Raw genomic sequence first — 18,117 nt, forward strand, 5'->3', positions numbered from 1 at the left:
ACCAAGTATTGAAAAAATAATTTTACATGAGCCTTAGATTTGTGCGAGTTATGATTATGTTTGATTTACCAGTAGAAACAAAAATACAGAGGAGAACGTATTCGAAATTTCGTAAAGACTGATTCGTCATGGATTTTTGATGATGCAGTATTCCATCTATGTAAAATCATGTTTAAATAAAGAACAAGCTGAAGGTACAATTAATTTAATAAAGAGATTTCTTCCTAGAGATGGACATGTAAGATCTATTATTATTACAGAAAAACAATTTGAAAAGATGAAAGTATTAGTAGGAGAAGAAGATAGGAACTTAAATATTTTAGGTGAAAATAGAACAATTGAATTTTAAGGTGGTGGTTGTTTGGATTTGCGCTTACTAGTACGAAAGGATATTGAAGAATACGAGTTAAATATAGGTCAGTATAGCTCTTTGTTTGTTAATTATACAACGAATGAACGATCACTCATTCAGCCAATAATTGATTATTTTCAGCCGAGAAGTAAAGTGAAGAATGAGTTAAACGTATTAAATACTATGGATGATTATGAAGAAATTTCAAGTGCGCGTTTTCATGCGATAGTGTTTACTAATGATTTATTACTGGAAGAAACGAAACTAGGGTCGAAGTCCTTATTAAAGGGACAAGTAAAGCAGAGTTTTTTGAATAATGTGGAAGCGGATGGCTATATAAATAATATTAATGTATTATTGGAGGATTTAGTTGAGCATTCTATTTCTGAATTGCCGATTCGGCCACGATTACTAACGTATGATTCAATTATTAAATTGCTTGAAATTGATTTAGGATCTAATATGTTAGATGAAACAAATCAATTTATCTATCAAAATAAGTTGCTGTTGCCTATTTTAAATCGATATTTAATGACAAACTTAAAGCAGCCAGGAATTGTTTTCTTCTTTTATCCTGAGACATATTTGAGTCCTTTAGAACAAAAGGAAATGTATAAATTATTACAAATATTTAGCGATACTATCCCTATTTTTGTGATTACGAAATCAAAGCAATTTCTATGTAAAGACTTAGAAGGAATGAATTATTTTATTGAAAACAAACAAACTTTCAGTAATCAATTTATAGAAGACATGGAATGGAATAGTCCCGTTATATATGAGTTTGAGGATTTGAAAGATAGTGTTTTATCAATACTTCAACGATATGCAGATGTATTTGAACTAAATCCTACAGTTTCTAATAATACAGATGCAGATGTAATATTATTTAAGTCGATTGATCTCTATGTGTTTACTTCTTTAATGTATAAAATGAAATATAAATTTGTGCTAAATGTGGATGAAACAATTATGGACAATCCTGTTTACGAGTATATTGTAGATCTTTATGAAAAAATTTGATATATTTTCATTAGAGGTTTTAGTACTCTGCGTTTTTTGGTAGTAATGAGACCCAATCGAAAATTTTTTTAACCAAAGATTATGTTTTAGTACTCTGCGTTTTTTGGTAGTAATGAGACCTGGCTTTAATGTTCATCGTAAAACCCCCCTGTTTTAGTACTCTGCGTTTTTTGGTAGTAATGAGACAATGGGCAGATGCTTATCGTAAGTTATCAAGTTTTAGTACTCTGCGTTTTTTGGTAGTAATGAGACAATCGATAACTGGTAGGATCATCCACTCGAGTTTTAGTACTCTGCGTTTTTTGGTAGTAATGAGACGGCGAAGGCTTAAAAGTGAAGAACCGAGTGGTTTTAGTACTCTGCGTTTTTTGGTAGTAATGAGACTAAGACTTGCGCTACCATCCACTCTTCTCTGTTTTAGTACTCTGCGTTTTTTGGTAGTAATGAGACACTTCATGCGTTTAGATTTGAATCAGCGCAGTTTTAGTACTCTGCGTTTTTTGGTAGTAATGAGACAAACCACTTTTACTTATAAATGGTCTCATAGTTTTAGTACTCTGCGTTTTTTGGTAGTAATGAGACATGCAAGATGTTAAAAAGGTTGTAAAAGATGTTTTAGTACTCTGCGTTTTTGGTAGTAATGAGACCACTGTTCAGTAAATATAATATACTTTCTAGTTTTAGTACTCTGCGTTTTTTGGTAGTAATGAGACAAGGTCGTGAATGGCGAATGAACAAGCGAAGTTTTAGTACTCTGCGTTTTTTGGTAGTAATGAATCCCTTTTCATAATTTTAAAGAAAACACTTGAAATTTAAAGCCCTTACAAATATAATGATAGTATATTAATTTGTTCAATAAACAAATTAATTAAAACAATACTACCTAGGGGGGTAAAAACATGAATAAAAAGCTATTATTTTTAGTATCAATGTTGTTAGGTCTTGTGCTATTGCTAGCAGCTTGTGGTGGTGATTCATCCGAAGAGAGTGCCAGAGACACTAATGAGGATCAGGGAACAGAAGATCAAGATGGGGGGGAAAACGAAGGAAGTACTGATGGTGGTGAAGAAACAGAAGAATCTGCCGAAACAGTTACTTTTCGTCTAGCAGACAATCAACCAGAAGATTATCCAACAGTTGTAGGTGATAAAGAATTTGCTAGATTAGTAGAAGAAAAAACAGATGGTCGATATAAAATTGAAGTGTATGCTGGAGGTCAATTAGGAGATGAAGTAAGCGTTATTGAGCAAATTCAATTAGGATCTATTGATTTCGCTCGTGTAAACGCTTCACCTTTAACGCAGTTTAACGATCAAATTGGCGTGCTATCTTTGCCATACTTATTTGAAAGTGAAGAACAAAAATGGGAAAAGTTAAATGGTGATGTAGGCCGAGAATTACTAGATACTTTTGATGGATCTAATATGGTAGGCTTAGCATACTATGATTCAGGTGAACGTGCCTTCTATAATACGCAATACACTGTAACTTCACCTTCAGATTTAGAGGGAATGAAGATTCGTGTTCAACAATCTGATTTAGCAATTGCAGTAGTAGAAGCTTTAGGAGCATCTGCCACACCAATGGCATATGAAGAAGTATATTCTGGTCTTCAAACAGGCGTAATTGATGGAGCAGAGAATAACTTTCCAAGCTACTATACAGTTAATCATTATGAAGTAGCTCCATATTATACCTTACCAGGTTACACTGGTACACCTGAAATTGTTATTGGTTCTCAACAAGTTTGGGATCAATTAAGTGATGAAGATAAAGAATTGTTTAGAGAAGCAGCAATGGAATCGGTTGAAGCACAACGTGAAGCATGGGCAGAGTTGACTGAAGAAGCTCGCACAGCAGTAGAAGAAGCTGGATCTGAAATTGCAGAAGTTGATGATCTATCTGAGTGGAGAGATGCTGTACAACCTGTCTATGATGAATTTGGTGAACAATACGGCGAATGGGTAAATAAGTTATCTGAATAAAAAAAGTATAAGAAAGAGGGTTTCCCTCTTTCTCGATACTATAGGGGGGGGATTTATAGTGCAAGTATTAAAGAAAGTTAAATCTTTCATTGATAAAGCCTTTTTGTTTACAGTACTTACGATGTTAGCGGTAATGGTAGTTGTAATAGTAGTACAAGTATTTTCGCGTCAATTATTTAGTTATACTCCATCATGGTCAGAAGAACTTTCTAGAGTATTATTAGTTTGGATTAGTTTTCTAGGTGTTGCATATGGTGTAAAGGAAAAACTGCATATCGCTTTAGGTCTTGTTGTAAATAAGTTTCCTAAGTCTGTACAGCATGTTTTTGATATTTTTTCTAAACTGTTATTAGTTGGTTTTGGTATTATGATGGTCTATTACGGATATCAATTTACTGTACTTATGGGTGGATCTACTATGCCTGGAACTGGACTGAAATCTAGCTGTTTATATGCTTGTATACCAATTGGGGGAGTTTTTCTGATATTGTATGGAGTTGAACTACTTTTCCAAAAGGGACTTTACCAAGATTATATTAATGAAGTTAGTGAGGGTGAGAATTAATTATGGAAATAGCAATCCTATTAGGAAGTTTTGCACTTCTTTTATTATTAAGAGTACCGATAGCATTAACATTAATACTATCATCATTAATTACTGGGGTTTATATGGAAATTGATCCCTCGGCTATTTTTCAACGGATGGTTAGTGGGGTAAACTCATTTTCACTATTAGCAATTCCCTTTTTTATCCTAGCAGGTGAAATAATGAATGAAGGAGGAATCTCACGACGTCTTATTAACTTTGCGAACGTTCTCATTGGAAAAATACGCGGAGGTCTAGCTATGGTTAATGTCTTAGCTAGTACATTTTTTGGTGGTATTTCTGGTTCTGCTTTAGCAGATACCTCTTCATTAGGTTCGGTGTTAATTCCAATGATGAAAAAAATAAATATGATTCCGATTATGCTGTAGCTGTAACAATTTCAAGTGCAGCACAAGGTGTTTTAATTCCACCGAGTCATAACATGATCATTTATTCTACAGCTGCTGGTGGTGTATCAGTTGGTGCGTTATTTATGGGTGGACTAGGTCCTGGGTTATTACTCGGGTTATCTTTAATGATATTGACTTATGTGATTGCTGTTAGACGAAATTATCCTAAAGGCGAAGTAATTCAAAGAAAAGAAGTTCCACGCATTATGTGGGAAGGCCTCTTGGGACTATTTACTGTAGTAATTATCATGGGTGGTATTTTGAGCGGTTTCTTTACAGCGACTGAATCTGCGGCAATAGGAGCACTTTATGCTTTTATTATTACATTTTTTGTTTATCGAGAAATACCCTTTTTACATATGAAAGTTATTTTGCATAAAACGTTTAAAACATTAGCAATGGTAATGTTCTTAATTGCTACTTCATCTTCATTTGGTTGGTTGCTTGCATTATTGAAAGTTCCTGCAATCGTTTCAGAAACACTAATCGGTATTTCACCAAATGATTATGTAACAATTTTGCTAATCATCATAATTTTATTAGGATTAGGTATGATAATGGATATGGCACCATTAATCTTAATCGCGACGCCAATATTATTACCTGTAGCAATAACTGTAGGATTTGATCCTGTTCACTTTGGTGTGATGCTCATTCTTTGCCTATCAATTGGTTTAGTTACACCACCAGTTGGATCAGTACTCTTTGTTGGATCCGCAATCGGAAAAATATCCATAGAAAAGGCATCAAAAGGTATGTTACCCTTCTATGCTGCAATGATCATCGTATTATTATTAGTTGCATATATCCCAAAAATTTCACTATTTTTACCGTCATTGTTTGGGTATTAATGCTAGTTTATAGTACCGAATTTATAATATACCAACACAGAAGATCCATGATCTGAGCATTCTTTTCATGGATCTTTCGGTTTGATAACTTATATTTTTCAGTTTATTTAATCAATTCCTAAATAACTCATACCTACTTTACGGTTGTGAGTTATTTTACCCTTATTTCATAAATATAAAGTAGCCAACATAATCCCCCCCAACGTTTCCTGATAGATTTCCTCAAATTGATTAATAGGAAGGGGGGGATTGGTTCCAAGGCCTAATTCAACCGTATTTCCTGGTTTTTGAAATTCTTGTATGAACCAGTCTTTGTAACCGGCAAAGCTATCCACATATTGAATCGGTTGATAGCCGCTTACTCGTTCAAACTCTTCAACAATTGTTTGGGATACAGGAGGTTCTAACCCTTGGAATCCCCAATATATAACCTCACCTTGTGTATGAAAAGCATTCATAATTTCAAATGGCTTTTGTTGCGCTAACTCTGCCATCGCAATTGCCTCAGGTTCAGTTAATGGCTGATAACCCGGGAAATCGCGTGGTTGAGGTGTAGTTGGTTTTTTTTTCGCTTCTTCTTCCCATAATGCCGGATATTGATTGTTGAGATCCACCCCATTAATATTCGCTTTCCATCCCGAGAAATCATTACTTCCGTTGTTTAATGTTAAGACATAATCCTCTAAATTTCCGGCAGCGTTTACGCCATTTAATACGAGATTAACTCCATCAGGGTTTACCATTGGAACAAGAGACAACGTATTATTTTCAAATAACGGTAAAGTATTTAAACCGCGAATCGATGTATTATTTGTTAAAGCTAAGGCATATTCATTGATAAATCGCATAATAACAGGAGTAGTGATCCACTCATTAGCGTGAAAAGATCCGTTAATATGTTTCTGACGGTTTCCAACGCCCATTTGCAATTCGATCAGATCCTTATCTAAAACAGATTTACCAATCACTTGTTGCTGAATAAATGGATAGATAGTAACTAAATGTTGGATATCTCCAGTCATCTTCTCAAAAGTATAATTATTTTCATCTGAGATAACAAAATTTGTTATCTTTTGAGGAAGTATAAGATTTTGACCTATTTGAAGTTGGGTTGCTGTAACAGTGGGATTCAGTAATAGTAGAGCGTCAACTGGTAATGATAGACTTTGAGCAATCTGCCAGAATGTATCATTTGCTTTAATGGTATAGGTTTGCGGAAGATATCCAGGTATTTGAATTTCTTGCCCAATTGTCAATAAATTAGGATTTAACTGCGAATTAGATGCTACTATTAAGGGAAGAGGTAGTTGGAATAATTGACTGTAATACACATGGAATCGCCTTGTCTGACTTTAACCTTCATCATTTTTTCCTCCGATCATAGGTAGGCACTATTTCATCATATGAAGCAAAAAAAGAATTGATGAATAAAAAATTAAGTGAGACTATGATCAGTGGTTGGTCTTACAGAAGAATAGCACCGCGATAAAAAATACACCTAAGTAAAAAACTAAGTGTATTTTTCAAAATTATAATGAACTAGCGTATGACGCCTTTTTTTAATAGATCTAATTGACTTTGATAATTTTTAATAGAGATTTCAATAGGAAAGTCCTTTGAGAATTTTTCTGTGATATTATAAAAAGTTATAGCGGAAATCATTTTCATTAGTTGAAATATTTCTTCTTCTGTTTGAATCTTAAGCAGCGAAAGGTTTAAGTGATTATAAATATTCTTAAAATGATCGAGCTCTTCTTCACTGGCAAATATACCTGAAACAGATTTCTCAATTTTAGCATTCATATTTAATAAGGCATTTTTGAAAAAAGTAAAATGTTCCTGCTCTTCAACAATTAACTGATAGAAGGCAATAGATGCATCAAATAGACTGCCGTTATGTTTTTGTAAAATCCAGATGAATTGTTCCATTGCAAAACTTATCTGCTTGTCAAATAAGTAAAAGTAGGCGTCTTCTTTATCAGAAAAATACTGATAAAACTTCCTCTTGGAATTTGAGCATAAGAGATGATGTTAGCAATAGAGGCATCTACTAAAGAAACCTGTGAGAATTCTTTATGTAGGGCGGCAATTAGTTTAGTTTTTTTATCGTCAGGTAAATTATAAAAGGTTTCTTTGGGCAATGATTTTATAGCTCCTTTAATGTTAGTTTGTGAATATATGCGAACCCTCTCAATAAAATGACATTACGTCAGCAGCTATTATTATTGTAAATAACACGATGTTATTTTCGCAATTGTTTTGACTTAGAAAATATTAAGCAATAAAGGGAAAATTTAGGTGTAAAATAAATATTTTTAAAGTCTTATTATTTGAAGGATGTCTATTATATCGGTTAGAAAAACGGTATATTAAATACCTAGAATAAATTTAGTTTTAAAAACTTAGCTTGTAAAATTAATTGAATAGTATTATAATTTGTTTACCAAACAAACTAAGGAAGAGAGGAGTAAAATAATGAAGACGTTTATTACAGAAGATTTTCTATTGTATAATGAAACTGCAAAACGATTGTATCATGAAACAGCAAAAGGATTACCGATTATTGATTACCATAATCACTTACAGCAAAATGAAATTTATGAAGATAAAAATTATCATAATATCTATAATATTTGGTTATCTGGTGATCATTATAAATGGAGGGCAATGCGAGCAAATGGTATCGAGGAAAATTTAATTACCGGTAATGGAAGTGACTTAGAGAAATTTAAGGCATGGGCAAAAACGGTACCAAACACTTTTGGAAATCCTTTATACCATTGGACCCACTTGGAATTATTGCGATACTTTGAAATTGATGATTTACTCGATGAACAATCTGCCGAATCAATATGGACATATGCAAACGAAAAGTTACAGTCACCAGAATTATCCGTTCGATCTATTTTAGCAAAGGACAAGGTTGAATTAGTCGGGACAACAGATGACCCTACAGATGATCTAAACTATCATATCAAACTAAAAGAAGAGGCTATCCGACAAAAGTGTCGCCATCCTTTCGCCCTGATAATGGTTTAGCTATTGAAAAAGAGGGTTTTATTAAGTGGGTTGAGAAATTAGCTTGTATAAGCAACGTGACCATTGGAAATTACAATGACTTCTTATTAGCGCTTGAAAAACGAGTCAACTTTTTTGATGAAATAGGTTGCCGCAGTTCGGACCATGGGATCAATGTAATGTTCTATGAAGCAGCGACAAAACAAGAGATAGCGACTATCTTTGATAAGCGTTTGGCGAAGCAATCCTTAACAAGCAAGGAAGTAAATCAATTTAAAACACATACGTTGATTCAACTCGGTGAATGGTATGCCGAAAAAGGCTGGGCGATGCAATTACATATCGGGCCTCAGCGAAATAATAACACAAAAATGTTTGATCAAATTGGAGCGGATGCAGGCTTTGATTCGTTAGGGGGGGATAAATTAGTAGCAGAACCATTAAATAAGTTCCTGGATGCACTAGAGCAACAAAACAAGTTGCCCAAGACGATTCTTTACACATTAAATGCTCGCGATAACGAAGTATTAGCTGCAACTGCAGGTAACTTCCAAAACGCCGAAATCCCTGGAAAGGTGCAGTTTGGAACAGCCTGGTGGTTTAATGATCATATCGATGGAATGGAATACCAAATGAAAACACTAGCTAACTTTGGACTGATTCGCCACTTTATTGGAATGCTAACGGATTCCAGAAGCTTTTTATCCTTTTCTCGTCATGAATACTTCCGACGGATTTTATGTAATGTGATCGGTACATGGGTAGAAGAAGGAAAAGTACCAAATGACATCAACCTTTTAAAACAATATGTAGCAGATATCTGTTATAATAATGCGAAAAAATATTTTAATTTATAACTTGGATTTGGTAACTTAAAAAGGGTGTTCGACTTCAGTTTCTTTCTAAAGAACTATCCATTGGTGTACGTTATTTGGTATACTATAAATAAATCTTAATTTGTTTCCCGGACAAATAAATGTAATTAGGGGGGAATTCGTATGATTACCGGTGATGGCTCATATATTAAAAAAATAAATAGAAGTAACATACTAACCGAAATATTTGAACATCATAAAATATCAAGGGCTAGTATTTCCAAAGTCACTGGGCTAAATAAAGCAACGATTTCTGTTCAAGTAAATGATTTGCTCGTTGAAAATTTAATTTATGAGTCACAGGAAGAACACTACACAGTTGGAAGAAGACCGATTTCATTGTCTATTAATGAGCAAGCTGCCTATTTTCTAGGTATCGATCTTGACTATGGGCATATCCTATTTAATATTGCTGACTTAAAAGGAAACACAGTTAAATATGAAAGAGTCGATCTTAAAACAGATATTTACGATGAGATCGTATTAGTACTCGCTGAGAGAATAAAAAAATATCAACAAGAGTTTGAAATGGCTCATTATGGATTAGTTCAAACTGTCATCGCTATTCATGGAACGGTATCAAGTGATAAGAAAATTCACTTTGTCCCTCGTTATCAATGGAGAGATAAAGATATTGTCGATGATTTGAAATCACAAGGAATTGAAAATATTTCTATTGAAAACAATGCGAATTTATCTGCATATGCAGAGAGAATTTTTCAATATCACAAAAGCGATCATTTGTTAAATATTAACCTTTCATCAGGGATTGGATCAGGAATAATTGTTAATGGAGTGTTGCAAACAGGCTATCATGGTCATGCAGGAGAAATGGGTCATATGATCATCTATCCCAAGGGAAAACCGTGTCGTTGTGGAAACGAAGGCTGTTGGGAGCGTTATGCCTCAGAACCAAGTTTTTTTGAAAATGTTAATAAATATGTAGAAACTAAAGTAGAGACGCACGCTGATATTAAGAAACTGCTTAACGAGAAAAATGAAAATGTAATCTTTGCTTTAAATGAATGGATATCTGATCTGACGATTGGACTAAACAATGTGATTAATATTTATAATCCTGAAATGATCGTGCTAAATAGTCCAATTCTAAAAATATATCCTCAAGCTTTGGAAGAAATAAAAAAACACTTAATTTCCTCTGTTTCACATTATCGTGATATTGTGATATCCGGTTTAGGTGCAAAAGCAAGTGTTGTTGGAGCATGTGCCATAGGGATCCAACGTTTTCTTGAACTTTCACGATTAACCTTATCTGAAACAAATAATTCGATTAGCGAAAACGAAAGAAGCGCATTTTCTTTATGATTATGCGCTTCTTTGCTATTAACCTAATGATAGGTTTTTGATCAATAGTATAAGTCTTAAGAATAATTTTTTTCCTGATTATTAGAATGTTCTAGAGGATGTTCAATGATTATAATTGTACCCCCCCACGTTTCTTTACTTCGGATGATAAATTGAAAGTTTTCACCGAATAATAATGATAACCTTTTTTTAATATTGGAAAGACCAATATGATTTGTTCTGTATTGATCTTTGTCGAGTTCATTTAAAAGGCTATTTAATTTTTTTGATGATATTCCCTTACCATTATCGATAATAGTAAAACGAATATTTTCCTTTTTATTCTTTATTTTTACTTTTATGTCAGTCGTAATTTCTTCCTCAGAGCTACCGTGGATTATACAATTCTCAATAATAGGTTGTAAGATGAATTTCAATACTCGTTCTTCAAGATCATTTTCACAATAATCCCAATTAATCGTAAAATCTTGATCAAATCGAATTCGAATGATTTTGAGATAATTTTTGGTATGGAGTATTTCTTCTTTGAGTGTTACCGTATGATTTTTTATCCTTAATGAAAAAATTTAATATATCTGTTAATGTTTCAAGCATTTTAGTTACTTTATTCGGTTCTCCTGTAAGCGCCATTGCCCTCCAATAAATGATAGCTAGAGTATTAGACAGGAAGTGCGGATTGATTTGATTTTGCAAAGCAAGCAGCTCCGCTGATTGTAGCTGATATTCCTTATTATTAAGTTCTTTTTCCAAATTGTTTTTTGAAATGTAATTTTTAAGAATTCGTCGAACGATCAGTTGATATTCATTGTCCTTAAAGGATACGTTTTTGATCAATTCTTTTTCATTTTGATTGGTAGTGTTTAAAATTTTAATTATATCACTAACATGGCGCGCATTCTTTCTTGATAAATAATAAATCGTAGCAGCCCCCCCTAAAATAAGAGATAAAACTACGAAAGCAATGGTTAATAAACGTAATTGATTCGGTAAGAAGTATATAATATTCTTTTCGATTACCGAAAAATATCTTAAATTATGATCTTTTGATTGGAATTTATTGACAATATAGTTTTTATTATTAATAGTCACTTCATATGTATCTTGATGGTTAGACAGAGATAAATCATTAATATTTATCTCATCGCTAGCCGCATTGCCATATAATTTATTATTATTTTCATCTATGACAAAAATACTTTGACTATGATAATGATTGAGCTCACTAATTAAATTTTGAAAAAAGTCTTGATTGATATTTAAGACAATCAATCCTTCAGCATTTGGAGCGTTTGTTTTAAAAACATTTTTATAAATGGTAATCACGGGATCAGGTTTTGCAAATTCATATTGGGCAATTTTCCTTGTCTCAATCCACAACTCGTCATTAGTTGAATTAGTATTGAATTCTTTAAACCAGTCTTGGTCAAACATATTCTCAATGTATTGTACACCGGAACTTGATGTGAGTACTCGACCTTTATCATTCCTGTAGTATACATAAATAGAATGGATATAATTTGTAGCGATATCTTTTCTGCGTAACGTTCCCCCCCTCCCGTATTTCAAATTTCTTTTTTGATCAAGTTAAATAATTGGAATCAAGGATGTTTTGTAGCGATAATATAATTTCTGGATTCCAATTATAATCTAAATGTAATAAATGCATTTCATTCAAAACGATGTTGGTCTGCTGTTCGAGTTGTTGAAGTGTGTTTAAATTAACATTTGTAATCGATTCCTTCATATATTTATCGGTTATGATGATAGCAAAAGACCCTAAAATAAAGACAGGAATCAACAAAGGAAATAGAAACAGCACAATATTTTTGAGTAATATTTTATTATTCATGACTTACGGGTACTTCTTTCGGTTTTCTGTATTCTCGAGGTGTCACCCCCCCGTAGAACTTTTTAAACACACGAGTAAAGTTTTTCGGGTTTGTATAACCAACTAAGCTACTTATTTCATATGTTTTATAATGAAAATCCGATAACATCTCGGCAGCTTTTTTCATTCTGATTTCCGTTACATAGGTGGAGAAATTCTTTCCGGTATTTACTTTAAAAAAAGTACTAATATAATTAGGCGACATTTTACACAGGTTAGATAAATCTTCTAACGATATATCTGCATAATTTTTTATCGTGAACGCTTTAATTGTTTCAATAATATTTTCTGTATAGTTTGGATAGGTTTTTGAATATTTAGTAGAAATATCGGTATCAAGTTGTTTTTTTAAATCAGTGAAAACTTCTTGGATTTCATCGAATTTTCCTGGTTTTACGATATAGTTTACCACTCCGTATTTCATTGCTTCTTTTGCATAATGGAAGTCTTTATAACCACTTAAAAGAATTACCTTCTTTTGCTTCTTATCATCAAATATCTTTTTGGCTAGTTCAATCCCATCCATTATGGGCATACGAATGTCGGTTAGTATAACATCCACCTGATTCTCCTCAAGGTAAGCTAATGCTTTTCTTCCATTTTCACAATCATGGATAACTTCGAATCCTAGATTGTTCCAAGGGAAATAATTTTTTAATCCACTGCGGATTTCTACTTCGTCATCAACTAATAGGATCTTATACATCCAAAAACCTCCTTTCGATTGATAAAGGTATCATTTATTACTTCAAAAGATAAAATAAGGAACCTTTAAATGTAAGCGCTTAAAAATTAGGTGTTTTTATTAAATCTAAAGTCTTTTTTGATTGTTTGTATCAAGTATACTAAACCTATCGATTAAACATTGATGCCATTTCTATTTTAATAGAACTAAGGAAAATTGACAATGTCAAAATGAGGGATGAGGAAATGAATTCAGTAAAACTAACGGAAATCATGCGAACATTTTGTATCATTGCGTTAAAATTAACCTATTTGAATATCTTGTGGTTTTTATTTACAATGTTGGGTTTTGTTTTATTCGGCTTAGGTCCGGCCACAGCAGCATTATGTAAAATTCAAGATAGATGGTTAAAAAATGAAAACGTTTATTCTATATTTTTAGATTTTTGGAAAGAGTACAAGTCAAATTTTCTAAAAGTAAATATCTTAACAATTATTTTGATTGGGATAGGTGCTATTATTTATTTTGATCTTCAGTTTTTTATGGAAAAGGAAGGACTATTATACAGATCAATTAGTATTCTCATTTTTATTTTTTCTATTTGGTATATAATGGTTGTTTTATATGTATTTCCTGTTTATACCCATTATCAAGCAAAGTTATTTACAACGATCCGTTACGCTTTCATTGTAGCCATGTTAAATCCTTTTAAAACAATTGGAATGGCTGTTGCTGCAGGTGGAATGCTATATCTGTCATTAAACTTTTCACAAATCATGTTTTCGATAGGTATTAGTTTAACTTTCTTTATAATAATGATCATGGCAACACATGCTTTTGACCAAATATCAGTATTAAAAGCGCGCTATAGCAATTAATGGAGATTTAAGACAATGAAAATTGTTTTAGATATATTAAAAGAAAAGGGGGGGAGATTTTAAGATGCAACGAATTTGGAAAAACGGAATGTTCATGGCGGTATTATTTTTGTTTATCAGTATTTTAGTAGCTTGTAGCTCTGATAGCGATTCTTCTGGATCAGATAGTGCTGCCGATGAGTCAGAATCAGGCGCAGATAAAGTTGAATTAAGAATGCTGTGGTGGGGGGTTCACAAGATCGACATGATCGTACATTAGAAGTAATCGATTTATACATGGAAGAAAATCCGAAAGTAGAGATTTCAGCGGAATTTACTGGATGGGATGGATATTGGGAAAAAATGGCAACACAAGCAGCAGGTGAAAATCTCCCTGATATCGTCCAAATGGATTATAAATATTTAGCAGAGTATGTAGGCAAAGATTTATTAGCAGATCTAAGTGGGCATGTGGAGAGTGGTGCTCTTGATTTAAGTGATGTTGAAGATACGTATGTTGGCGGTGGGTATATCGATGATCAATTATTTGCTGTTAATATTGGAGCAAATGCCCATGCGATAGCGGTAGATAATGCGATGTTTGAAAAGGCAGGAGTTGAACCATTTGAACCTGGTTATACGTATGAAGATTTAAAGCAAGCTGCAGCGAAACTGTCAGAAAATCTTGGGGGGGATGGTGTTTATGGTGTGCACCCAATGGCCGGTGTAATGGGCTTTAAACATTATCTAAGACAAAATGGTCAATGGTTATATAGTGATGATGGAACTAAATTAGGATATGAGGACGATCAAATATTAGAAGATTATTTACAGGTTACAGTAGATATGTTGGAATCAGGTGGAGCAGCACCACCAGAAGTATTTATGGATGCAGATGCAAATGTTGAACAATTTCCTATCGTGACCGAAGAGACAGCTATTACGATGGATATTCACAGTAATCAATTAATCGCATTAGAATCATCTGCAGGTAGACCTTTAGACTTGATGCTTCAACCAACTCTAGAAGGCGGAGAATTAGGTCATTATATTAAACCAGGTCAGTTTTTATCGGTTTCAAGTGATTCACAACAACAAGAAGAGGCAGCTAAATTTATCAGCTTTTTCACCAATAGTATCGAAGCGAATGAAATTTTAAATGCTGAACGTGGTGTACCTATTGCAACAGCTGTGCGAGAGCATCTAAAAGAAAATGCATCAGATGCTGGAAAGAAAATGTTTGAATATGTAGAGTTAGCGCAAGAATATAGCCGTGAAATTGATCCGCCAGATCCACAAGGTGCAACAGAAATTGAATCATTGTTCGAAAATGAAGTACAAGATCCGATTCATTATGGAGAAATAACTCCAGAGGAAGCAGCGGCTAATTTCAGAGAAAAAGCATCAGAAATACTAGCGAAAAATGAATAAATTGCAAAAAGAGGCCATCTTTAAGGTGGCTTCTGATTGCTTTAATTACTGGAGGTGTTGGGGGGGATGGCTGAAGAAATAAATGAATTAAACCAAAGGAAAAACACAGGAAAATTACGTAGTCAATTTAGATTGGATTTAATAGGGTTTGCATTTATTGCACCATGGCTAATTGGCTTCTTAAGCTTTATTATAGGTCCAATGATCGCATCATTATATTTTTCATTTACCAATTACGATTTATTATCTGCCCCCCCGAGCTGGATAGGATTAGATAATTACATCAATATGTTTACAAATGATGATCGTTTTTGGAAGGCAATTCGTGTCACACTTGTTTTTGTATTTGGAAGTGTTCCGTTAAAGTTAGCCTTTGCCTTGTTTGTGGCAATGCTATTTAATACAAAGCGTCGAGGTGTCGGCGTATACCGTACACTTTATTACGTACCATCGATTCTTGGAGGAAGTGTTGCGATTGCTGTAGTCTGGAAACAACTATTTGGCCGAGATGGTGCAGTAAACGACATATTAGCCATTTTTGGCATACCAACTACGAGTTGGGTAACAAGTCCTGATTTTGCATTATCAACACTAATTTTATTGGTAATATGGCAATTTGGATCGCCAATGTTAATATTCTTGGCAGGATTAAAAGCGATACCATATGAATTGTATGAAGCTGCTTCTGTTGATGGAGCGAATCCGTTTTTGCAATTTATTAAGATTACATTACCCATGTTATCTCCTGTTATCTTTTTTAATCTAGTGATGCAAACGATCCAAGGTTTTATGGCATTTACACAAAGTTTTTTAATCACAAATGGTGGGCCAATGGATAATACTTTATTCTACGCTGTTTATTTATATGAGAAAGCATTTGCTCACTTTGACATGGGCTATGCCTCTGCGCTAGCGTGGATTTTACTGATAATTTGTGGACTATTCACTGCATTTATATTTAGAACCGCTAAAAGCTGGGTTCACTATGAATCGGAAGGAGGGAATTAATGATGAAAAAAATAAATCACTTCGAACACTTGTATATCATGGATCCATATGGGTGATAGGATTATTAATGATTTACCCGATTTTATGGACGATTGCTAGTTCATTGAAAGCAGAAAATGAAATTTTTAGAAACGCCGCTTCATTAATACCTTCTGAATGGAAATGGGGGGGAAACTATGCAAGAGGCTGGGAAGGGTTTGGAGATCTTAGCTTTGCTACCTTCTTTTTAAACTCTACATTTGTGACTACTATGGTCGTAATTGGAACTATTTTTTCTTCTACATTAGTGGCATTTGGTTTTGCGAGAGTGAAGTTTCGTTTTCGTACACCATTGTTTGTTTGTATGATCGTAACGCTAATGTTACCACAACAGGTAACATTAATTCCGCAATATATCCTTTTTCATAATTTGGGATGGGTCAATACGTATTTACCTTTAATTGTGCCAGCTTTTATAGGTGGTATCCCGTTTTTTATCTTTTTAATGATTCAGTTTATTAGAGGGATTCCTAGAGAGTTAGATGAAGCTGCTTATATGGATGGTGCTAGTACGTTTGCGATCTTTTGGAGAATCATATTACCTTTGACAACACCAGCGATTGCAACCGTTGCTATTTTCTCCTTTTATTGGACATGGGATGACTTTATGACTCCATTAGTTTATTTAAATGATACCAAATTATACACGGTTGCCCTAGGTCTGCAGATGTTCTCAGACCCATCATCTGTTTCAGCATGGGGGCCAATGTTCGCGATGAGTGTTGCTTCCATTATACCTCAGTTGCTTGTATTTTTGTTTTTTCAAAAGTATTTAGTAGAAGGAATTACAGCAGGAAGTGTAAAAGGCTAATGCTTAGAAGATGTGCACTCTCAGTCAAAAAATAAAATAAATAGAGCAATATTAGTTATTTTCTTATCCTGTCGTTTACAATAGAATAAAAGAGTAAATGATGAAGGTGATTAAAGATGAATCGAGAACTAATGGTGAATTATCGTTTACAGGGTCAATTTGGAGAAGTGAAAGCACATTCACATCAGGAGTATGAAATTTATTTATTCCATCAGGGTACATGTCGGTATTTGATCGATAATCAAATTTATGACCTGCATCCTGGAGACATTTTATTAATGGATGGGCTTGCACTGCATAAACCCAATTTACCGCAAAACAGTGAATATGTTAGAAGTCATGTCCATTTTTCTCCAGATGTAATGTTGCCTGTATTACAAGCTTTGGGTGCTACCAGTTTATTAGATGTATTTCGTCGGTTGCATCACTGTTTGATCCGTCCAGTGGATCGAGATGCAAGTATGGAAGTTGAAGCCATTTTCAAAAAAATGAGTAAAGTAAAAAACGATATGTCAATAGCAACGCATGAACAGGAATGGCAATTAAAAACGTATTTGACTCAGTTATTGATTTACGTTAACCGGCTAGGACTAACTTCCTCTCAGAAGGCAGTGACGGAAAAAAACGATAAAGCACACCATGCAGAAAATATCGCTTCCTTTATACAAGAACATTATCACGAACGACTCTCCATTGAACGAATAGCATCTGAACTAAATGTTAGCAAATCGTATGTCTCACATGTATTTAAGGAAATGACAGGGTACACCATTATGGAGTATGTGATGGCAACTCGTCTCAGGCAAGTAAAGTTTCTATTGGAAGTAGATGAAAAGAAAAGCTTGCAGCAAATAGCAGATGAGTGCGGATTTGAAAGCGTTTCACACTTTAGCCGTTTTTTCAAGGCGAACGTTGGAATGACGGCTAGAAACTATCGACAGAAGCGCCTTGAAATATATAAAAGGGAGTGAA

The 18,117-nt window shown here is 33.8% G+C and carries 18 protein-coding genes, 2 pseudogenes and 1 CRISPR repeat array; of the genes and pseudogenes, 13 read left to right on the forward strand and 7 right to left on the reverse strand.

All coding sequences use genetic code 11. The features are described from left to right. Positions 1 to 139: 139 nt before the first annotated feature. The 5 genes and pseudogenes from cas2 (at position 140) to JCM21714_RS03195 (ending at position 5,207) form a co-directional block, all read left to right on the forward strand. The gene (cas2, locus tag JCM21714_RS03175; protein ID WP_305037889.1) at positions 140 to 349 is read left to right on the forward strand and encodes a CRISPR-associated endonuclease Cas2; all 210 of its coding nucleotides are present in this window, start codon (positions 140 to 142) and stop codon (positions 347 to 349) included. A gap of 12 nt (positions 350 to 361) precedes the next feature. Continuing rightward, positions 362 to 1,375 (forward strand): hypothetical protein, encoded by a 1,014-nt coding sequence (locus tag JCM21714_RS03180; protein ID WP_035721857.1) that lies wholly within the window; start codon positions 362 to 364, stop codon positions 1,373 to 1,375. Between the two features lie 16 nt (positions 1,376 to 1,391). Next, positions 1,392 to 1,958: a CRISPR direct-repeat array (repeat unit 36 nt; unit sequence GTTTTAGTACTCTGCGTTTTTTGGTAGTAATGAGAC). A 316-nt stretch (positions 1,959 to 2,274) separates the two neighbouring features. Continuing rightward, the gene (locus JCM21714_RS03185; RefSeq protein ID WP_035721858.1) at positions 2,275 to 3,360 is read left to right on the forward strand and encodes a TRAP transporter substrate-binding protein; all 1,086 of its coding nucleotides are present in this window, start codon (positions 2,275 to 2,277) and stop codon (positions 3,358 to 3,360) included. A 58-nt stretch (positions 3,361 to 3,418) separates the two neighbouring features. After that, positions 3,419 to 3,925, forward strand: coding sequence for a TRAP transporter small permease (locus JCM21714_RS03190; protein ID WP_035721859.1), 507 nt, complete (start codon positions 3,419 to 3,421; stop codon positions 3,923 to 3,925). Positions 3,926 to 3,927: 2 nt separating this feature from the next. Beyond that, positions 3,928 to 5,207, forward strand: a pseudogene (locus tag JCM21714_RS03195) (TRAP transporter large permease). A 167-nt stretch (positions 5,208 to 5,374) separates the two neighbouring features. On the opposite strand, the gene JCM21714_RS03200 reads toward JCM21714_RS03195, so the two are convergent. The 3 genes from JCM21714_RS03200 to JCM21714_RS17975 form a co-directional block, all read right to left on the reverse strand. Further along, entirely contained in the window at positions 5,375 to 6,463 is a 1,089-nt protein-coding gene (locus JCM21714_RS03200; RefSeq protein WP_369403424.1) for a M14 family metallopeptidase, read from the reverse strand. 283 nt (positions 6,464 to 6,746) lie between these two features. Further along, positions 6,747 to 7,136, reverse strand: a complete 390-nt coding sequence (locus tag JCM21714_RS17970; protein WP_052000348.1) for a hypothetical protein — start codon at positions 7,134 to 7,136, stop codon at positions 6,747 to 6,749. Positions 7,137 to 7,144: 8 nt separating this feature from the next. Next, positions 7,145 to 7,348 (reverse strand): hypothetical protein, encoded by a 204-nt coding sequence (locus JCM21714_RS17975; protein ID WP_052000349.1) that lies wholly within the window; start codon positions 7,346 to 7,348, stop codon positions 7,145 to 7,147. Positions 7,349 to 7,682: 334 nt separating this feature from the next. On the opposite strand from JCM21714_RS17975, the pseudogene uxaC reads away from it, so the two are divergent. Then, positions 7,683 to 9,082, forward strand: a pseudogene (gene uxaC, locus JCM21714_RS03210) (glucuronate isomerase). 141 nt (positions 9,083 to 9,223) lie between these two features. After that, positions 9,224 to 10,426 (forward strand): ROK family protein, encoded by a 1,203-nt coding sequence (locus tag JCM21714_RS03215; protein WP_035721860.1) that lies wholly within the window; start codon positions 9,224 to 9,226, stop codon positions 10,424 to 10,426. 56 nt (positions 10,427 to 10,482) lie between these two features. Here JCM21714_RS03215 and JCM21714_RS03220 read toward each other — a convergent pair whose 3' ends face one another. From JCM21714_RS03220 to JCM21714_RS03235, 4 genes are all read right to left on the reverse strand, one after another. Then, positions 10,483 to 10,842 (reverse strand): sensor histidine kinase, encoded by a 360-nt coding sequence (locus JCM21714_RS03220; RefSeq protein ID WP_035721861.1) that lies wholly within the window; start codon positions 10,840 to 10,842, stop codon positions 10,483 to 10,485. Between the two features lie 55 nt (positions 10,843 to 10,897). Next, positions 10,898 to 11,992 carry a sensor histidine kinase gene (locus JCM21714_RS03225; RefSeq protein WP_084040558.1) on the reverse strand — a complete coding sequence of 365 codons (1,095 nt, stop codon included), beginning with the start codon at positions 11,990 to 11,992 and terminating at the stop codon, positions 10,898 to 10,900. Positions 11,993 to 12,005: 13 nt separating this feature from the next. Continuing rightward, positions 12,006 to 12,170: a hypothetical protein gene (locus JCM21714_RS20795; protein ID WP_235182567.1), complete on the reverse strand. Its 165-nt coding sequence runs from the start codon at positions 12,168 to 12,170 to the stop codon at positions 12,006 to 12,008. Positions 12,171 to 12,267: 97 nt separating this feature from the next. Beyond that, on the reverse strand, positions 12,268 to 13,020 hold the full coding sequence (locus JCM21714_RS03235) for a response regulator transcription factor (RefSeq protein ID WP_035721865.1): 753 nt from the start codon (positions 13,018 to 13,020) through the stop codon (positions 12,268 to 12,270). 224 nt (positions 13,021 to 13,244) lie between these two features. Between JCM21714_RS03235 and JCM21714_RS03240 the strand changes: the two genes are divergently transcribed. The 6 genes from JCM21714_RS03240 (at position 13,245) to JCM21714_RS03260 (ending at position 18,116) form a co-directional block, all read left to right on the forward strand. Next, a complete protein-coding gene (locus tag JCM21714_RS03240) occupies positions 13,245 to 13,877 on the forward strand; it encodes a YesL family protein (RefSeq protein WP_035721866.1) in 633 nt (210 codons plus the stop codon). A 64-nt stretch (positions 13,878 to 13,941) separates the two neighbouring features. After that, positions 13,942 to 14,136, forward strand: a complete 195-nt coding sequence (locus JCM21714_RS17980) for a hypothetical protein (protein ID WP_052000350.1) — start codon at positions 13,942 to 13,944, stop codon at positions 14,134 to 14,136. After that, entirely contained in the window at positions 14,100 to 15,287 is a 1,188-nt protein-coding gene (locus tag JCM21714_RS03245; protein ID WP_148294955.1) for an ABC transporter substrate-binding protein, read from the forward strand. The genes JCM21714_RS17980 and JCM21714_RS03245 overlap by 37 nt, the downstream gene beginning before the upstream one ends. 66 nt (positions 15,288 to 15,353) lie before the next feature. Then, positions 15,354 to 16,295 (forward strand): carbohydrate ABC transporter permease, encoded by a 942-nt coding sequence (locus JCM21714_RS03250; protein WP_084040560.1) that lies wholly within the window; start codon positions 15,354 to 15,356, stop codon positions 16,293 to 16,295. Further along, entirely contained in the window at positions 16,273 to 17,145 is an 873-nt protein-coding gene (locus tag JCM21714_RS03255; protein WP_035721868.1) for a carbohydrate ABC transporter permease, read from the forward strand. The genes JCM21714_RS03250 and JCM21714_RS03255 overlap by 23 nt, the downstream gene beginning before the upstream one ends. Before the next feature lie 116 nt (positions 17,146 to 17,261). Continuing rightward, a complete protein-coding gene (locus JCM21714_RS03260; protein ID WP_052000352.1) occupies positions 17,262 to 18,116 on the forward strand; it encodes an AraC family transcriptional regulator in 855 nt (284 codons plus the stop codon). The last annotated feature ends 1 nt before the right edge of the window (position 18,117 follow it).

The sequence above is a fragment of the Gracilibacillus boraciitolerans JCM 21714 genome, from assembly GCF_000521485.1.
Classification (GTDB): domain Bacteria; phylum Bacillota; class Bacilli; order Bacillales; family Amphibacillaceae; genus Gracilibacillus; species Gracilibacillus boraciitolerans.

Bases quoted from the DNA above. Each gene is read 5' to 3' on its own strand.
- JCM21714_RS03255 (WP_035721868.1), top strand. From the start codon at position 16,273: ATGAATCGGAAGGAGGGAATTAATGATGAAAAAAATAAATCACTTCGA.
- cas2 (WP_305037889.1), top strand. From the start codon at position 140: ATGATGCAGTATTCCATCTATGTAAAATCATGTTTAAATAAAGAACAA.
- JCM21714_RS17970 (WP_052000348.1), bottom strand. From the start codon at position 7,136: ATGGAACAATTCATCTGGATTTTACAAAAACATAACGGCAGTCTATTT.
- JCM21714_RS03215 (WP_035721860.1), top strand. From the start codon at position 9,224: ATGATTACCGGTGATGGCTCATATATTAAAAAAATAAATAGAAGTAAC.
- JCM21714_RS03240 (WP_035721866.1), top strand. From the start codon at position 13,245: ATGAATTCAGTAAAACTAACGGAAATCATGCGAACATTTTGTATCATT.
- JCM21714_RS03235 (WP_035721865.1), bottom strand. From the start codon at position 13,020: ATGTATAAGATCCTATTAGTTGATGACGAAGTAGAAATCCGCAGTGGA.
- JCM21714_RS17980 (WP_052000350.1), top strand. From the start codon at position 13,942: ATGCAACGAATTTGGAAAAACGGAATGTTCATGGCGGTATTATTTTTG.
- JCM21714_RS03260 (WP_052000352.1), top strand. From the start codon at position 17,262: ATGAATCGAGAACTAATGGTGAATTATCGTTTACAGGGTCAATTTGGA.
- JCM21714_RS20795 (WP_235182567.1), bottom strand. From the start codon at position 12,170: ATGAAGGAATCGATTACAAATGTTAATTTAAACACACTTCAACAACTC.
- JCM21714_RS03185 (WP_035721858.1), top strand. From the start codon at position 2,275: ATGAATAAAAAGCTATTATTTTTAGTATCAATGTTGTTAGGTCTTGTG.
- JCM21714_RS03250 (WP_084040560.1), top strand. From the start codon at position 15,354: ATGGCTGAAGAAATAAATGAATTAAACCAAAGGAAAAACACAGGAAAA.